At 63.7% G+C, this 16,325-nt stretch carries 16 protein-coding genes; 10 read left to right on the plus strand and 6 right to left on the minus strand.

What is annotated here, in order from left to right; all coding sequences use genetic code 11:
- Positions 1–61: 61 nt before the first annotated feature.
- Together CE_RS13115 and CE_RS13120 are read right to left on the minus strand one after the other, a co-directional pair.
- The gene (locus CE_RS13115; RefSeq protein WP_006768986.1) at positions 62–781 is read right to left on the minus strand and encodes an AAA family ATPase; all 720 of its coding nucleotides are present in this window, start codon (positions 779–781) and stop codon (positions 62–64) included.
- Complete coding sequence (locus CE_RS13120; protein ID WP_006768985.1) at positions 778–1,506, minus strand: AAA family ATPase; 729 nt, start codon at positions 1,504–1,506, stop codon at positions 778–780. The genes CE_RS13115 and CE_RS13120 overlap by 4 nt, the downstream gene beginning before the upstream one ends.
- Positions 1,507–1,565: 59 nt before the next feature.
- On the opposite strand from CE_RS13120, the gene CE_RS13125 reads away from it, so the two are divergent.
- Positions 1,566–2,774, plus strand: a complete 1,209-nt coding sequence (locus CE_RS13125; RefSeq protein WP_049783623.1) for an MFS transporter — start codon at positions 1,566–1,568, stop codon at positions 2,772–2,774.
- On the opposite strand, the gene CE_RS13130 is transcribed toward CE_RS13125, so the two are convergent.
- A complete protein-coding gene (locus tag CE_RS13130) occupies positions 2,771–3,436 on the minus strand; it encodes a YczE/YyaS/YitT family protein (protein ID WP_006768983.1) in 666 nt (221 codons plus the stop codon). The two genes, CE_RS13125 and CE_RS13130, sit on opposite strands and share 4 nt — an antisense overlap.
- Positions 3,437–3,665: 229 nt before the next feature.
- Here CE_RS13130 and CE_RS13135 point away from each other — a divergent pair, with 229 nt between their 5' ends.
- The 6 genes from CE_RS13135 (at position 3,666) to CE_RS13160 (ending at position 9,736) form a co-directional block, all read left to right on the plus strand.
- Complete coding sequence (locus tag CE_RS13135) at positions 3,666–4,757, plus strand: GmrSD restriction endonuclease domain-containing protein (protein WP_006768982.1); 1,092 nt, start codon at positions 3,666–3,668, stop codon at positions 4,755–4,757.
- Between the two features lie 1,025 nt (positions 4,758–5,782).
- A complete protein-coding gene (locus CE_RS15425; RefSeq protein ID WP_231844057.1) occupies positions 5,783–6,937 on the plus strand; it encodes a cytochrome b/b6 domain-containing protein in 1,155 nt (384 codons plus the stop codon).
- A gap of 194 nt (positions 6,938–7,131) precedes the next feature.
- Positions 7,132–7,848 (plus strand): VIT1/CCC1 transporter family protein, encoded by a 717-nt coding sequence (locus CE_RS13145; RefSeq protein WP_231295108.1) that lies wholly within the window; start codon positions 7,132–7,134, stop codon positions 7,846–7,848.
- A gap of 106 nt (positions 7,849–7,954) precedes the next feature.
- A complete protein-coding gene (locus CE_RS13150) occupies positions 7,955–8,950 on the plus strand; it encodes an SPFH domain-containing protein (RefSeq protein ID WP_006768978.1) in 996 nt (331 codons plus the stop codon).
- Positions 8,951–8,954: 4 nt separating this feature from the next.
- Positions 8,955–9,149, plus strand: a complete 195-nt coding sequence (locus CE_RS13155; RefSeq protein ID WP_006768977.1) for a hypothetical protein — start codon at positions 8,955–8,957, stop codon at positions 9,147–9,149.
- Complete coding sequence (locus CE_RS13160) at positions 9,146–9,736, plus strand: DNA-3-methyladenine glycosylase I (protein WP_006768976.1); 591 nt, start codon at positions 9,146–9,148, stop codon at positions 9,734–9,736. Before CE_RS13155 ends, CE_RS13160 begins: the two co-directional genes overlap by 4 nt.
- A gap of 236 nt (positions 9,737–9,972) precedes the next feature.
- Here CE_RS13160 and CE_RS13165 read toward each other — a convergent pair whose 3' ends face one another.
- Complete coding sequence (locus tag CE_RS13165; RefSeq protein WP_006768975.1) at positions 9,973–11,133, minus strand: globin domain-containing protein; 1,161 nt, start codon at positions 11,131–11,133, stop codon at positions 9,973–9,975.
- 382 nt (positions 11,134–11,515) lie between these two features.
- Between CE_RS13165 and CE_RS13170 the strand changes: the two genes are divergently transcribed.
- The 3 genes from CE_RS13170 to CE_RS13180 all read left to right on the plus strand — a co-directional run bounded on the left by CE_RS13170 (position 11,516) and on the right by CE_RS13180 (position 14,269).
- Positions 11,516–12,109, plus strand: coding sequence for a DUF1707 SHOCT-like domain-containing protein (locus CE_RS13170; RefSeq protein WP_006768974.1), 594 nt, complete (start codon positions 11,516–11,518; stop codon positions 12,107–12,109).
- A 107-nt stretch (positions 12,110–12,216) separates the two neighbouring features.
- Complete coding sequence (locus CE_RS13175; protein ID WP_173362581.1) at positions 12,217–12,864, plus strand: NADPH-dependent F420 reductase; 648 nt, start codon at positions 12,217–12,219, stop codon at positions 12,862–12,864.
- A 91-nt stretch (positions 12,865–12,955) separates the two neighbouring features.
- Positions 12,956–14,269, plus strand: coding sequence for a pyridoxal phosphate-dependent aminotransferase (locus tag CE_RS13180; RefSeq protein ID WP_006768972.1), 1,314 nt, complete (start codon positions 12,956–12,958; stop codon positions 14,267–14,269).
- A 59-nt stretch (positions 14,270–14,328) separates the two neighbouring features.
- On the opposite strand, the gene CE_RS13185 is transcribed toward CE_RS13180, so the two are convergent.
- Together CE_RS13185 and dcd are read right to left on the minus strand one after the other, a co-directional pair.
- Positions 14,329–15,642, minus strand: coding sequence for a UDP-glucose dehydrogenase family protein (locus tag CE_RS13185; RefSeq protein ID WP_035109398.1), 1,314 nt, complete (start codon positions 15,640–15,642; stop codon positions 14,329–14,331).
- Positions 15,643–15,726: 84 nt separating this feature from the next.
- A complete protein-coding gene (dcd, locus tag CE_RS13190) occupies positions 15,727–16,308 on the minus strand; it encodes a dCTP deaminase (protein ID WP_011076032.1) in 582 nt (193 codons plus the stop codon).
- Positions 16,309–16,325: the final 17 nt, after the last annotated feature.

Below are 16,325 nucleotides of genomic sequence, written 5' to 3' on the forward strand. Positions count from 1 at the left end.
GTCCTTTCCGGTTGTTGGTCTGCCCATCCAGGCTACCGATGGGAGTTGCCCACCCCGTGGATCAACCGGTCACCTCCACCATGAACCGCGCGATCTCCTCCGGATCCTCCAGGAAGTCCCGCAGCGCCCGGAACGCCGTGGTGTCCTCCACGTCCAGTCCGCGGTGGAAGCCGCCGTCGGCGGTGAATTCCCAGATCTCCGCGCCGGGGATCGCCACCAGGATCGGCGAGTGCGTTGCGACGACAACCTGTGCCCCGGCCTGTGCACACAGGTGGAGTTCGGCGAGCAGGGTGAGTTGGTGGATCGTCGACAAGCCGCTTTCGGGCTCGTCGAGCAGGTAGAGCCCATTGCCGGCGAACGCCTCCCGGACGATGTGCATGACGGATTCCCCGTGGGACATCCGGTGCAGGTTGGTCACCCCCGGCGCGTTGTTGCCGTATTCGCTGGCCACATTGAAGTGGGATTCGGCGCGCAGGAAATACCCTTCCATGGCACGTGGGCCCCTGGTCACCCCGGCGACAGCGCGCAGGGGGTTGTTGCGTCCCGTCGGCGGTGCGCCGAAGGGACCGCCCTGGTCATTGAAGCCACAACTGACGGCGATACCTTCCAGCAGTGTGGATTTACCCACCCCGTTCTCACCGGTGATGATGGTGATGGGCGCACGGAAATCAAGGGATCCGGCAGCGCGGAGTGCCCGGAACGCCGGAACCGCATACACCCACCCGTCCACATCACCGACGGGCTGGTCAAAGGCATAATAACGGCGGAGGAAGCCGGTCATGCACCCTCCCCGATCATGAACCGGGCGGTGCCGCGGGGATCGGCGACGAACTCGCGCGCAGCTCGGACGGATTCGGTGGCGTCGAAGGCCACGGTCTCCACACCACCTGCGGTGACCTCCCAGATCCGGGCCTCCGGGATGGCCAGCAGCACCGGCGAGTGGGTGGCCATGATGATCTGCGAACCGCGTCTGGCCAGGTGGTACAACCTGCCCAGCAGCTCCAGTTGACGCAGCACCGACAATCCCGCCTCCGGCTCATCGAGGAGGAACAGACCATTGTCGTGGAATCGCCGTTCAATCAGCGCCATGAGTCCCTGCCCGTGGCTCATCTCCAGCAGGTCATCCATCCGGGAGCTGCCCGGGGGCGCAGGATCCAGGTTTTCGTAGTACCTGGCGACGTTGAGATAGGACTCCCCACGCAGGAAGAACACATCGCGCGGGTTCTCCTGGCGGGACAGTGTCAGGACGGAGCCCAGCGGCGAGACGGATTCCCCCACGGTCTGGAACCGGGCGTGCCTCGACCCGCCCTCGGGGTTCGCGCGCATCCCCACCGCCAGGGCCTCGATGAGCGTGGATTTCCCCACCCCGTTCTCCCCGGTGATGACGGTGACCGGGGCCTGGAAACGCAGTGGTGAGGACCTCAGGGCCTGCACCACACCGAGGTCCCGCAGGTACGGGTCCAGGGAGTCCGGGTCATCATCAAGGCGTGCTGCGGTGAGGAACATAACCCCGATCCTCCCCCGTGGGGGTAATGGTGTCCACCCGCTGGTTTATGGTTACGTCCATGACCGCAGGGACCACAGAAACCACCCAGGCCGCAGCGCACCCGGCACGTAGGAAGGTGCTCGCCGGGTTGATGTTCGCCCAGATCATGATCGGCCTGTCCAACGGCATCACCCTGTCTATGGGCAGTCTGCTGGCCGCCTCCATGGCGGGTGTGGCCTGGGGTGGGTCGGCTGCAACCCTGACCACGATCGGTGCCGCCATCTGGGCGGTTCCGCTCGCGAGGATGGTGAGCAGGTATGACAGGCGGACGTCGCTAAGCACCGGGATGCTGCTGGGGGCGGTGGGTGCCGTGCTCGCGGTGATCGGCGCCCAGTTCGGGCTGTTCCCCGTCGTGCTGATCGCGTTCGTGTTCCTCGGCGCGATGAGCGCGGTGAATCTGCAGGCGCGGTTCGTGGCCACCGATGTCTCTGCGGAATCGACACGTGGGCGCGATCTGTCGCTGGTGGTGTGGTCCACCACGATCGGTGCGATTGTCGGCCCGAACCTGTTCACCCCCAGCGCCCGGTTCAGCGAGATGGTCGGCCTGGAGGTGCACGCCGGTGCGTATGTGCTCAGCCTCATCGGCCAGCTCATCGCCATCGCCGTCTGGTTGTTCACCCTGCCCAAGGGCCTGAAACCGGGTGTGAGCACCGCACCGGATGACAGTCCCGCCACGCTCACCCCGATGGCCCGGCGCGCAATCGCGTCGGTGGCCGTGGCGCATTTCTCCATGGTGGGCATCATGTCCATGACCGCCGTGCACATGCAGGGACACGGCGCGGGACTGACCATCATCGGTTTCACCATCAGCCTCCACGTGGCGGGCATGTACGCCCTGTCGCCGTTGTTCGGCATCCTCACCGACCGTGCCGGGCGTGGTGTCACCATCGGGCTGGGTTTCGGCATGCTCGCCGCCTCCGCGCTGCTGCTGGTGATCTGGCCGGAACCGCAGTGGTCGGTGATCGCCTCCCTGGTGCTGCTCGGCCTGGGCTGGAACTCGGCGCTGGTCGGTTCCTCCGCCATGCTTAACGACGCAACCCCCGCCCACCACCGTGCCCGTGCCCAGGGACGTTCCGACCTGACCATGAACCTCGCCGGCGCGGCCGGTGGCCTGCTGGGAGGCATTATCGTCGGCGCGGCGGGCATGCCGTATCTCGCCGGGCTGGTGCTGATCGTGGTGTTGGTGCAGTCGTTTCTGGTGCGTCCCCGTCGCGTCAATCGGAGCTAGTCATAGCGTCGATCCACGCGGAACTGCTGTTCGATGTTGGCGATGATCTTCATGGTGAATCCCACACCGAAAGCAGCAAATACAGTGCCCTCGCGGACTCCCTCCAATCCCCCGAGCAGGACCAGGGACAGCACCGTTGAGATGATCACCAGGCTCCAGTCGAAGATCATCTTGAGGGTGCTCACCCTCACGGGGGTCACCATCGCCAGCAGAGCCACCACACCATCAGCGGGGATGTAGGTGAACCTCGGCTTCATCTCGATGTGCACACCGAGCGCGATGATGACCACGCTGATCACCACATACACCCACTGCATCAGGTAGTTCCCCGGAGCCACCCAGGTGGTCAACGACATGGAGAAATCAATGAAGAAGCCGAAGAGGACTGCCGCCGGGATCTGCATCAGCTGAAAAAGTGGGAAGCGTTTCCGTGCGATGAGACTGATGAGGAGAGACAACGCCATCATCACCAGGTTGAAGATGATCGACAGGGTGCCCACCGACAACGGCAGGGCGAAGGACAACACCGTGGGAAGGGAGATCACCGGCCCGGTACCCAGATTCGCCCGGATGGAGATGGCGATACCGAACGCCATGATGAACATGCCGAGGGTGAACAACACAGCCCGCCTGATGGTGTGAACAACATTCCTGGAACTCATATGCGCGGGCAACCGATCCTTATCAAATTTAGCTATATGTATCTTTGATGATCATAGTCCTGACATAAGAATTGACATGTGAGGCCCGGAACGGACCGTATTGAGCGAAGAGCCCCCTGCGACCGGTGTGTGGTGTCCGTGACACACAGTTAGATAACAGAATCGTGAACAACACCTGTAGCGTTAGGAAACAACAGCTGTTTCACTGCTTTGAAGAAGAGGTGCCCCCATGCGGACTACCCGCCTGGCTATTGCCGGATCTGCCCTGACCCTTCTGATCGCCCTCACCGGCTGTCAGGCCCCGGAGTCGGAGCAGACCACCAGCACCCCGGTGAGCACCTCGACGACCACGTCGGTCACCGCATCGGAGCAGACTGGGAGCTCCGCATCATCAACCACCGCCACGACCTCCACCACGGTTGCTACGGACCCTGACAGCACTCTGGCAGTCGATGTCCTCAACGTCCTGGAGGTCAAGGGCCGTGCCCCGAAGACCGGATACAGCCGCGATGAGTTCGGTCCCGCCTGGGCGGATGTGGACCACAATGGTTGCGACACCCGCAATGACATCCTCAACCGTGACCTGGAGCAGGTGACCTACCGGGACAACACCCAGGACTGCGTGGTGCTCACCGGTGTGCTCAATGATCCGTACACCGCAACGCAGATCAACTTCCAGCGGGGGCAGGACACCTCCACCGCAGTGCAGATCGATCACGTCGTAGCCCTGTCGGATGCCTGGCAGAAGGGTGCGCAGCAGCTCACCGCCGACCAGCGCAGGGTGTTTTCCAATGATCCGTTGAACCTGCTCGCGGTGGACGGACCTGCCAACCAGCAGAAAGGTGACAGCGACGCAGCCTCCTGGCTACCCGCCAACAGGTCATTCCGCTGCGACTATGTCTCCCGCCAGATCGCGGTGAAACACCGCTATGATCTATGGGTGACTGCCGCGGAAAAGGACGCCATGGCACGCGTTCTCGACACCTGCCCCGGCCAGGAGGTGCCCACCGATGACACGGTCTATACCATCAACGTCACCAGCACGACCACGGTGGAACAGCCCGCGGTGGCCCCGGCGGCGGTAGCGCCGGCACCGGAAGCTCCTGCGCCTGCTCCGGAGGCCCCCGCCCCAGCCCCAGTACAGCCTGCTGTTGTGCCGCCAGCACCAGTGGCCCCGGTTGAAGCCATAGGCACCGACCCCCGGTTCCCCAACTGTAAAGAGGCCATCGCCGCCGGTTATGGCAACTACATCCAGGGTGTTAATCCCGAATACAACTGGTACCGCGACGGTGACGGCGACGGCATCAACTGCGAACGCTGACATTGAGCCACCTCATTGAGGTGGCTCTTCCTAGTTCTGCATAGTGACGGAGGGCTCGATCAAATCTGCGGGCCGGCCAGATTGTTTCGTCGATAGCCAGGCCCCCGGAACACCCCGTATCCCGTGCCGGATATGAATTTTTGTGATTCTAAACTTCCACGCCCTTGATATAGACATGTAAGTTCGTTTCTAATAGACAATTCTGTCTGCAATTTTCATAGTTGATGTCCTACCCATTCCGACCGGCACCAGCCCGCTTCGGGCATCCCCAGCCCGTCGAATGGCCCGCTGATATGGAATTTCCATTCCCGGGCACTACCCTGAACACGAGACGATAGCTTGGCTTAGACATGACCACGACAACCCGAACTTCGACGGATCCGCACCAAGAGATGACACCCCATATGGATGGTAACCAACCTCCGAACCCCACCACTTCCCCGCCTCCGCCCGGAAGTGCCGTTCCCGCACCGGGCGGAGCGGTGCCACCTACCGTGACAAACGGACCTACACCTCAGGCCCCTCCGGCCCCGGGCGCAGCAGTCCCGGCACCAGCAACTCCCATCCCTCCAGCGGCCCCAGGTAGCGCAATCCCCGCCCCGGGTGCGGTCACCCCGACCGCCGTGCCGACACCAGGCGCAGCAGTCCCGGCACCAGCAACTCCCACCCCTCCAGCCGCCCCAGGTAGCGCAATCCCCGCTCCAGGCGCAGCTACCCCGACGGCCGTGCCGACGCCGGGTTCTGCGATTCCCACGCCCGGTGCCGCTGTACCTGCACCGGGTGTGGCGACCCCCTCCGCGCCCGGCGCGTCGATCCCGACTCCGGGTGCCGCCATGCCCACTCCGGGCACAGCAACCCCCGCCCCTGGCGCAGCTGCTCCGGGTGCCACCATTCCGGGTTCAGCAGTGCCCGCACCCGGTGGAGCTCCGGCAGCGCCGGGGGCTCCAGCAGCTCCCGGCGCGGCAGCTCCGAGAACTCCTGCGCCGGGTGCCGCCATCCCAGGTGCAGTTGCCCCAGGTTCAGCAGTGCCCACGCCCGGTGCGATCAGCGCCCCGGGGGCCGCCCCACCCCCAGGCCTCCCTGCTCCCGGCCCCCCCGGCGCGCCAGGAGCCCCCGGTATTCCGGCTGCCCCCGGCGCTCCGGGTTCAGCAGCAGCCCCCGCGCCGACCTCAGTACCCAGGTCTGCCGCACCCGTCGCTGCCGACACTGACACCCGGCCCAAGGGTTCGACGGCGCTGAGGGTCGAGGAACTGAAGAAGCAGTTCTCACTCCGCTATAACCTGCTCAAACCCCTGACCAGGAAGCAGTGGTCCGGAACGGTCGGCATGTTCCTCCTCGCCGCAGTGGTGGTTGCCGCGATAGCGGTGGTCGCGGCGAAGTGGTTCCTCTCCACCGAGGTGGCCCAGGACTTCATCGCACGGTACCCGGGTAAGTACGACAATCCGGAGGGTGCCCCGGTGGGCATTCCTGGTTGGTTGGCATGGCAGCATTTCCTGAACATGTTCTTCCTGGTGCTGATCATCCGGACCGGTATCCAGATCAATCAGACGAGACGACCGAAGGGTTATTGGACACCGAAGCGCGGTGGCAAGAAGATATCACTGACCCTGTGGCTGCACCTGTCGCTCGATCTGTTGTGGGTGCTCAACGGAGTGGTGTTCTATGTATTGCTGTTCAGCACGGGTCAGTGGATGCGCATTGTGCCGACCAGCTGGGAGTTCATCCCCAATGCCGTCAGCGCGGGATTGCAGTACCTCTCCCTGGACTGGCCGACGGAAACCGGGTGGGTCAATTACAACAGTCTCCAGGAGCTGGCGTATTTCGCCGTCGTGTTTGTGGCCGCACCGCTGTCGATCGTCTCCGGTGTGCGGATGTCCGCCTACTGGCCGAAGGACAACAAGGTGCTCAATAGGATTCTGCCGATCGGGGTGGCCCGCGCCATCCACATGCCGGTGATGATCTTCTACATCGTGTTCACCGTCATCCATGTGTTCCTGGTGTTCGCCACGGGCGCGTTGCGGAATCTGAACCACATGTATGCCGGGCAGGATGCCACCAACTGGACGGGGTTCTGGCTCTTCGTCGCATCCCTGGTGGTCATCGCGGCGGGTCTGGTGGCGGCGCGGCCGTCGATCGTCGCGCCGATCGCAAAGCGTTTCGGCACCGTCACCGCACGCTGACCTCAACTCAATCACTGGCCGTGGCTGGACCCCTCGAGGTTCCGGCCACGGCTTTTGATCTTTCTCAGCCGTAAAACCCACCGGCGGGAAGCAGCATGCATTGCCTGTCCTTGCTGTCGGTATTTCCTGCTCAGGCATAGGCTTGGTGTTATAGCGCGTCCCCGCCTTTCCACCTCTTTCCGGAGCTGATGACCATGTCTGCCGCTGTTGCCCACCCCCTGCCCGAACCCCATGATTCCAGTCACCACAATCGGATGAATACGCTGCGTGCCGGGGTCCTGGGCGCCAATGACGGCATTGTGTCCGTGGCGGCGTTGTTACTCGGCGTGATCGCCACGGGTGCCAGTGACGTTGTGATCTTCGGCGCCGGCATCGCCTCCACCATTGCGGGTGCGGTGTCGATGGCGTTGGGTGAATACGTGTCGGTCTCGTCCCAGAAGGACACCGAGAAGGTCCTCATCGAGAAGGAACGGCGCGAGCTGGCGGAGGATCCGAAGGCGGAGCATGCGGAACTCGCCGGGATCCTGCAGTCCTACGGGATCTCGGATGAGACAGCCCACCGGGCAGCCACCGAGATCTCCAGCACGAATCCGTTGGCTGCGCATCTCCAGCTGGAATTGGGCATTGATGACAGTGAGCCCACCAAACCCATGGCGGCGGCGGCATCGTCAGCCATTGCATTCCTCCTGGGCGCACTGCTGCCCCTGCTGTCGGTATTCATCGCTCCTGAAGGGTGGACGGCGGTGGTGGTTTTCGTCGTCACGCTCATCACCCTGGCGCTGACGGGGGCGCTCTCCGCGCGCCTGGCCGGCACCTCGGTGCCGCGTGCCTGTGCCCGGTTGGTGATCGGAGGCGCCCTGGGGTTGGCGCTGACCTACGGCGTGGGTGCGTTGTTCGACATCACGGCCTGAACCGTGGCGAATCCTTGAAATGTGATATCACTTTCCTGTATTCTGATATCAGATTAATCTTCCACCCCAGCGCGCTTCCCGATTACCACCCGAAGGGATCGACACCATGAAGCAGGAACAGAATCTCCCCGACAACCCCGAAGAGACAACCCCCGTCGCCGTTGCCACCGAACCGGTGGGCAACGAGGGGACCCGCGTCCGCATCAAGGAACGGCCCGTATGGTCGCTGGGTGCAGGCCCGGCCGCGGTCGCACTCATCCTCCTGATCGCCGTGGTGATCGTTACGGTCATCACCGGCATCAACGCCATCAACACCCTGGATGCCACCGCCAGCACAGAGGGCCTGCCCGGCCTGATCGTCTCGGTCGTCATCTTCCTCATCGCCACCATCGTCCTGGCCACATCCATCAAGGTGGTCAGCCCCGGACACACCCTGACCACGCAGTTCTTCGGCCGTTACATCGGCACGCTGCGTCGCACGGGCCTGTCCTTCATCCCGCCGCTGACCGTGGCGAAGCGCGTGTCCATCCGCGTGCGCAACTTCGAAACCGATGAGGCCAAGGTCAACGACTACAACGGCAACCCCATCAACATCGCCGCCACCATCGTGTGGCAGGTCGCCGACACCTCCCAGGCCAGCTTCGCCGTCGAGGACTACGAGCAGTTCCTCACCCAGCAGGCGGAGTCGGCGCTGCGCCACGTCGCAACGCAGCACCCCTACGACGCGCCTGTCGACGGCCGTATCTCCCTGCGCGGCTCCACCGAGGAGGTCTCCCGCGAGCTTGCCGACGCGGTCGCCGAACGCGCCGCAGTCGCCGGCATCGAGATCATCGAGGCCCGCATCTCCTCCCTCAGCTACGCCCCGGAAATCGCCCAGGCCATGCTGCAGCGCCAGCAGGCATCAGCGATTGTCGACGCCCGCGAAACCATCGTCGAAGGCGCCGTCACCATGGTCGAGTCCGCCCTCGACCAGCTGCAGCAGCGCGACATCGTGGACCTGGATCCCGAGCGCCGCGCGGCCATGGTCTCCAACCTGCTGGTGGTGCTGTGCTCCGACACCAATGCGCAGCCGATCGTCAACGCCGGCAGCCTGTACCACTAAGGCCATGGCCCGCAAACAGGTGCCGCTGCGCCTCGACCCCGCGGTCTATGAGGCGATCGCACGCTGGGCCGGCGACGAGGCCCGCAGCACCAATGCCCAGATTGAAATGATGCTCCGGGATCAGCTGCGCCGCGCAGGTCGGCTCCCGAAGAACATCGGCGAGATCCCGAAACCGGGTCGGCCGAAGGAGCAGCCATGAGCACCGTCACCGGCGCGGACGGGCTGGCACGCCCACCCTGGGCGGCCACCGATCCCCTGCTCCGGGACTATTACGACACCGAATGGGGCATGCCCGTCCGTGATGAACAGGGACTCTTCGAACGGCTCTCCCTGGAGGCCTTCCAGTCCGGCCTGTCCTGGGCGACAATCCTGCGCAAGCGCCCCGCCTTCCGCGCCGCCTTCTGCGATTTCGACCCGGAGGAGGTGGCCGGGTTCGGTGAGGCTCGCGTCGAGAAGCTTCTCGACGACCCGAGCATCATCCGCAACGAGCGCAAGATCCGCGCCACCATCACCAATGCGCAGGCCACCCTCCGCCTGCGCGACAAGGGTGGCCTGGTCGATTTCGTCTGGGCTTTCCAACCATCCGAGACCCCACGGCCCCGGAGCATGGAGGAGGTACCCACCCAATCCGCCGAATCCCGGGCACTGGCGGCGGCCCTGAAGCGGGAGGGGTTCACTTTCGTGGGACCCACCACCATGTTCGCACTCATGGAGGCCATCGGGATGGTGGACACCCACCTGCTGTCCAGCCACCGCCGGGGCAGTTCCGGGGCCTGGCCGGGGTGAGTGGTGTAGTTGTTGGCCTGTACGCACGAGGTTGCACTGTGACCAACAACTGCACCCAAAAACCGCACTCAGCCCAGGTAAAACCCCTCAGCTGTTGGCCTGTGCGCACGAGGTTGCACTGAGACCAACAACTGCACCAGAAAACAGCCCCCACCCCGCCCGAACCCACACAGCTGTTGGCCTGTGAGCGCCATCGTGCTCACAGGCCAACAGATTCCCCCGTCCAGCTATCAGATCTACGAGATCAGCCAGTCATTCGGGGAGAAGAGCTCGAAGCGGATCTCTCGGGGCTGCTCCTCCAGGTTTTCCAGCTGGCCGCGGACATTCTGCAGGAATTCGTTGCCACCGCAGAGGTAGACGGAGGCATCGGAGGGGATGTGGCCGGCAACGTTGAGCCACTGGTCGGCATCGCGGTAGAAGGTGTAGAGGGCACCGTTGGCCAGGCCCCCGACCAGCGCGACCATCTCCTCACGCTGGGCGTGATCCTTCTCGGACTGGTCGGCGTGCAGGACGGTGACGTGGCGGTCGGCGGCGACCTGGTTGAGCATGCCCACCATCGGGGTGGAGCCGATGCCCTGGGAGATGAGGACCACCGGGTTGACATCATCGTTCATGACCAGGTCACCGGCGGCGACGCTGGCCTCGATGGTGTCGCCGACCTCCACGTTGTCCCGCAGGAAGGTGGAGACCTCACCGTTGTCCTCCACGGCGATGCGGTACTGGCTGTCGGTGCCGCTGAGCAGTGAGTACTGGCGGAGTTGGCGTGCGCCGTCGGGAAGCTTTACGCCGATGGAGGTGTACTGGCCCGGCGCCGGGGTGACGAGGTCGCCTTCGAAGGTGTACTCCCAGACCTTGTCGCTGAGCTGCTTCTTACCAGTGACGGTGACGTGGCGGAACACATCACCCGGGGCGAGGTCGTTGGAGGCATAGAGGTCGCTCTCCAGGTCGATGAGGACGTTGGCCATGAGCCAGTAGACGGCATCCCAGGCCTCGGCGACCGGTGGGGTGACCACGTCTGCGCCGAGCACCTCGACGATGGCGCCGAACAGGTGCTCATGGACGATGTTGTACTGGTCGGCGGTGATGCCGAGGGAGACGTGCTTGTGGCCGATGCGGGCGAGCATGTCCACGGGGTCCGGTGCCTCTGGATCAACAAGCATGGTGGCGAAGGTTGCGATGGAGGCGGCCAGTGCCTTCTGCTGATCACCCTGCTTCTGGTTGGCGCGGTTGAAGGTGCTGCGGAGCAGTTCCGGGTGCGCGGTGAACATCCGGTTGTAGAAGACGGGGGTGATGTCGTTGATCTTGCTGCCGACCAGGGGCAGGGTCGCCTTGATCATCTCGGCGTGGGCTTCGGACAGCCTGCTGCGGTCGGTCAAGGGCTTGGTCGAGACGATCACGGTGGAACCTCCGGGGTAGGAATTCTGGGGAGTGGGGCGGGAAACCCCGATCAATTAACTACGGCCAAACTCTAACTAATTAACCCCGCCCCCGGGGAACAACTACAACTTTCGGATGACTACAGGCTTTCCCGCCAGGCCGATTTAATCTATTTTTTAAAACCCGAAATATCCGGGTCAAATACGCCTGATGGCATGAATAACCACGGATGCCCATCACCACCCCCGCTCCCCACACCCCAATCGGCACCAACACACCTCCCCAATCCCGAAAACCAACACGGCCCCGACCCCGATCCGCACGGGCACCACAGGTCATCGCAGACAATCTCGGGGAAGTTCCCGATTCCGAATGTCCACCCATCGCACTAGTGTTGGGGACATGGGTAGACAGTTTCCGGGAGATCCGCATGTCCGTGTCAGCGACAGTGAGCGTTCGGCGGCTCTTGCAGCCCTGGGTCAGTTCTATGCAGAGGGGCGCCTGTCCATGGAGGAGACGGATGAACGCTGCTCCGCGGTCGCAGCGGCCACAACCCGCGAGGACCTGAACAAACTCTTCATCGATCTCCCCCAGCGGGAGATCGCGGTGGCTGCCGGACAGGAGATGACCTACACCGCCAGTGAGGTCAATGAGCTGCACCGGAAGGGTGCCCGCCCCCGCGCCGGCATCCTCGGACTCACAACCGTCGGGGCCATCACCGGCACCGCCGCACTGGCCAGCACCACCCCGTTCGCCGCGGTGCTCCTCGCCCTCATCCCCATCGTGTTCATCCTCCTCTACGTGATGAAGGTCGGCCCGGCCGAGTGGTATGCACCGAGCGCCCGCCAGCTGGAACGCGAACGCCTGGCGGAGCTGCGCAAGGAGGAGAAGATCCGCGCCGCTGAACTGCGTGCCCAGCGCAAGGAGCTGACCGGCAAGATCACCAACCGCGCGCTCAAGGCCGCGGAGGATGCGCTGAACAACAGGCGGAAATAAAACCACCACCCTCTTTGTTGATCTATAAACAAACTGGCCCGGGGGTCCCAGCGGACCCCGGGGGCCACGCACAATTCCCCAACAAAGACGAAAAGGTGTTCTTCTCGATGACGCAGCCCCAGATCAAAACCCAGACGGTCGCTGTCCTCGGCGCAGGTCGCGTTGGTTCCTCCGTGGCCCGGGCAGCTGTTGCCGCAGGTTACATGGTGCGGGTGGCAGGTTCCGGACCCGTGGACAAGATCGCCCTCACCGCGGAGATCCTCATGCCCGGCGCCACCCCGATGACCGCCGCGGATGCGGTGGAGGGCGCGGATCTTGTCATTCTGGCGGTGCCCCTGCACAAGTACCCGTCGGTTGATGCGGGCTCGCTGCGCGGGAAGGTGGTCATTGACACCATGAACCACTGGGTCCCGGTCAATGGCCCGATGGAGGAGCTCGACAGTGATGAACGTTCCACCTCCGAGGTCATCGCGGAGCATTTCCAGGGTGCACGTCTGGTGAAATCCCTCAACCACATCGGTTATCACGAGCTTGAGCAGGACGCCGCCCACGAGGGTGAGCGTCGGGCACTGGGGTACGCCACCGATGATGAGGAGGCCGGTGGGGTGGTCGCGGAGTTCATCGACCGCATCGGTTTCGACCCGGTCAACATCGGCCCCCTGGCCAATGGTCGCATCCTCGAACCCGGCCAGGAGGCGTTCGGGGTGTGGCTCACCGCCGCCGACCTCCGTGAGCTCGCCATGAGCCGACGTTAAAGATGCTTGTCGACGCCCTCCCCGACACCAACGGGGTGGGTGATCAGCGGTTTACTTTCAACTGCTGCAACAAAGTGGCAACATATACCGGGTGACTACCAAAAAGCGCAACACCTCAGAGACCACCGACACCGCCCCGAAGGCAGTGGGCGCGGATCAGGCAGCGCGTCCGGTTCGGCGGACCACCCGCCGCATCTTCGATCAGTCGGAGAAGATGAAGGACGTGCTGTACGAGATCCGTGGCCCGGTGGCCGCGGAGGCGGAACGCATGGAGCTTGATGGGCACAATATCCTCAAGCTCAACACCGGCAACCCGGCCGTCTTCGGGTTCGATGCCCCCGATGTGATCATGCGTGACATGATCGCCGCCCTGCCCACCTCCCAGGGGTATTCGACCTCCAAGGGCATCATCCCCGCACGTCGTGCCGTGGTGACCCGCTATGAGGTCATCCCGGACTTCCCCAACTTCGACGTCGATGATGTCTTCCTGGGCAATGGTGTCTCCGAGTTGATCACCATGACCATGCAGGCACTGCTCAACGACGGCGATGAGGTTCTCATCCCGGCACCGGACTACCCGCTGTGGACCGCCGCGACCTCCCTGTCCGGTGGCAAACCGGTGCACTACCTCTGTGATGAGGACAATGAGTGGAACCCCTCCATCGAGGACATCCGCTCCAAGATCACCGAGAAGACCAAGGCCATCGTGGTGATCAACCCCAACAACCCGACCGGGGCTGTCTACTCCCGCAAGGTTCTGCAGGAGATCGCGGACATCGCCCGCGAATACGATCTGCTGGTGCTCGCCGATGAGATCTACGACCGCATTCTCTACGACGATGCCCAGCACATCAACATGGCCACCCTGTGCCCGGACCTGATGTGCATCACCTACAACGGCCTGTCCAAGGCCTACCGTGTCGCAGGCTACCGCGCCGGCTGGATGATCATCACTGGCCCCAAGCGTTATGCCAAGGGCTTCATCGACGGCCTGGAGCTGCTCGCCGGCACCCGCCTGTGCCCGAATGTCCCGGCGCAGCACGGCATCCAGGTGGCCCTCGGTGGCCGGCAGTCCATCTACGGGCTCACCGGTGAAGGCGGACGCCTGCTCAACCAGCGTAATGTCGCCTGGCAGAAACTCAACGAGATCCCCGGTGTCAGCTGCTACAAGCCGATGGGTGCGCTCTACGCCTTCCCGCGCCTGGATCCGAATGTCTATGAGATCCACGACGACACCCAGCTGATGCTCGATATCCTGCGTTCAGAGAAGATCCTCCTGGTGCAGGGCACCGGCTTCAACTGGCCCCACCATGACCACTTCCGCGTGGTCACCCTGCCGTGGGCATCCCAGTTGGAAAACGCCATCGAGCGACTGGGCAACTTCCTGGTCAGCTACAAACAGTAGAACACCCCACATAGTGACAAGGCCCCGCCGAAACCGGCGGGGCCTTTGTGCTGCGGGATCTAGACGTTGCGGCCCAGCGCGTGGATCGTCCAGCCGGCGTCCTTCCACGCCTGGACATCCAGAACGTTACGGCCGTCGAGAATCACCGGTTGCGCAACAAGCGCAGCGGATGCCACGGGATCCAGGTCGCGGAATTCCTGCCATTCGGTGGCCAGCACCACCACATCGGCATCCTCGAGGGCCTCCTGGACACTGTCGACGTACCCGAGGGTCGGGAACACCTTGCGTGCATTGTCCATGGCCTGCGGGTCATAGACCGACACGGCCGCACCCTGCAGGGACAGGGAACCGGCCACCGACAGCGCCGGGGAGTCACGGACATCATCGGAGTTCGGTTTGAAGGCGGCACCCAGGACGGTGACCCGCTTGCCCAGCAGGGATCCGCCACAGACCTCACGGGCCAGCTGGACCATCCGGTCACGACGGCGCATGTTGATGGAATCCACCTCCCGGAGGAAGGTCAGTGCCTGGTCGGTGCCCAGTTCACCGGCACGCGCCATGAAGGCACGGATGTCCTTGGGCAGGCAGCCTCCGCCGAAGCCGAGGCCGGCGCCGAGGAATTTCCGGCCGATGCGGTCGTCGTGGCCGATCGCGTCGGCAAGCTGCACCACATCGGCACCGGTGGCCTCGCAGATCTCGGCGACGGCGTTGATGAAGGAGATCTTGGTGGCCAGGAAGGCATTGGCGGAGACCTTCACCAGCTCCGAGGTGGCCAGGTCCGTGACCAGGAACGGGGTGCCGCCCTCGATGGCCGTGGCGTAGACCTCGCGGGCCACCTCATCGGCGGTGGAACCCTCGCGGATGCCCACCACGATGCGGTCCGGGGTGATGGTGTCCTTGACCGCGTATCCCTCGCGGAGGAACTCCGGGTTCCAGGCGATTTCCACGGAGGTCCCGGGGTGGCTGAGGGAATCAGCCAGTTCCTGTAATTCGGCGGCGGTGCCCACCGGCACGGTGGATTTGCCGAAGATGATGTGCTCGCCCTCCAGCAGGGGAACCAGGGAGGTGATCACCTGACGGACATAGCTCAGATCGGCGGCGAACGATCCCCTCTTCTGCGGGGTGCCGACAGCGAGGAAGTGGACATGAGCGAATGCGGCCGCATCCCCGTAGGAGGTGGAGAAGGACAACCGCCCGTTGTCGAGGTTGCACTCGAGAACCTCCGGCAGACCGGGCTCGAAGAAGGGGACCTCCCCGTCACGCAGCGAGGCGATCTTCGCCTCATCAACATCCACCCCGATCACCTCATGGCCCAGCTCCGCCATGCACGCCGCATGGGTCGCGCCGAGGTAACCGGTACCAATCACTGTCATCCGCATGTGAGCGCTTCCTTTCAAGAGTCAAGAATAACGTTCATCTCAACATGTTTATGGCAGGTCCGCGACCTGAAACGCCCCCTAGTCGGAGTCCTGCTCACTGGAGAAGTTGAGGTACCCCTTGGACGGGGTTGGACCGCGCTGCCCCTGGTACTTGGAACCGAGGGAACCGGAACCGTAGGGGGTCTCAGCGGGTGAGCTCATCATGAACAGGGCCAGCTGACCGACCTTCATCCCCGGCCACAGGGTGATGGGCAGGTTCGCCACATTGGACAGCTCCAGGGTGATGTGACCGCTGAAGCCCGGGTCGATGAAACCTGCGGTGGAGTGCGTGAGTAACCCCAGTCGACCCAGGGAGGACTTGCCTTCCAGACGGCCGGCGAGGTGATGCGGGAGGGTGAACTTCTCCAGGGTGGCAGCCAGGACAAACTCGCCCGGGTGCAGGACGAACGGGTCCCCGTCGGCCACCTCCACCAGGCTGGTCAGCTCATCCTGGTTCAGCTTGGGATCGATGTGGGTGTACTTCGAGTTGTTGAAGACACGGAAGTACCGATCCATGCGGACATCAATGCTCGACGGCTGGATCAGCAGGGGATCAAATGGATCAATCCCCAGGTCACCGGAGTCAATTGACTTACGAATATCACGATCTGAAAGAAGCACGTGACCAGTGTACGTCA

The sequence above is a fragment of the Corynebacterium efficiens YS-314 genome (assembly GCF_000011305.1).
Classification (GTDB): Bacteria; Actinomycetota; Actinomycetes; order Mycobacteriales; family Mycobacteriaceae; genus Corynebacterium; species Corynebacterium efficiens.

Coding starts and splice junctions, on each gene's coding strand:
- CE_RS13160 (WP_006768976.1), top strand. CDS start 9,146: ATGAGCACCGTCACCGGCGCGGACGGGCTGGCACGCCCACCCTGGGCG.
- CE_RS13115 (WP_006768986.1), bottom strand. CDS start 781: ATGACCGGCTTCCTCCGCCGTTATTATGCCTTTGACCAGCCCGTCGGT.
- CE_RS13120 (WP_006768985.1), bottom strand. CDS start 1,506: ATGTTCCTCACCGCAGCACGCCTTGATGATGACCCGGACTCCCTGGAC.
- CE_RS13135 (WP_006768982.1), top strand. CDS start 3,666: ATGCGGACTACCCGCCTGGCTATTGCCGGATCTGCCCTGACCCTTCTG.
- CE_RS13130 (WP_006768983.1), bottom strand. CDS start 3,436: ATGAGTTCCAGGAATGTTGTTCACACCATCAGGCGGGCTGTGTTGTTC.
- CE_RS13170 (WP_006768974.1), top strand. CDS start 11,516: ATGGGTAGACAGTTTCCGGGAGATCCGCATGTCCGTGTCAGCGACAGT.
- CE_RS13150 (WP_006768978.1), top strand. CDS start 7,955: ATGAAGCAGGAACAGAATCTCCCCGACAACCCCGAAGAGACAACCCCC.
- CE_RS13125 (WP_049783623.1), top strand. CDS start 1,566: ATGACCGCAGGGACCACAGAAACCACCCAGGCCGCAGCGCACCCGGCA.
- CE_RS13185 (WP_035109398.1), bottom strand. CDS start 15,642: ATGACAGTGATTGGTACCGGTTACCTCGGCGCGACCCATGCGGCGTGC.
- CE_RS13175 (WP_173362581.1), top strand. CDS start 12,217: ATGACGCAGCCCCAGATCAAAACCCAGACGGTCGCTGTCCTCGGCGCA.
- CE_RS13145 (WP_231295108.1), top strand. CDS start 7,132: ATGTCTGCCGCTGTTGCCCACCCCCTGCCCGAACCCCATGATTCCAGT.
- CE_RS13155 (WP_006768977.1), top strand. CDS start 8,955: ATGGCCCGCAAACAGGTGCCGCTGCGCCTCGACCCCGCGGTCTATGAG.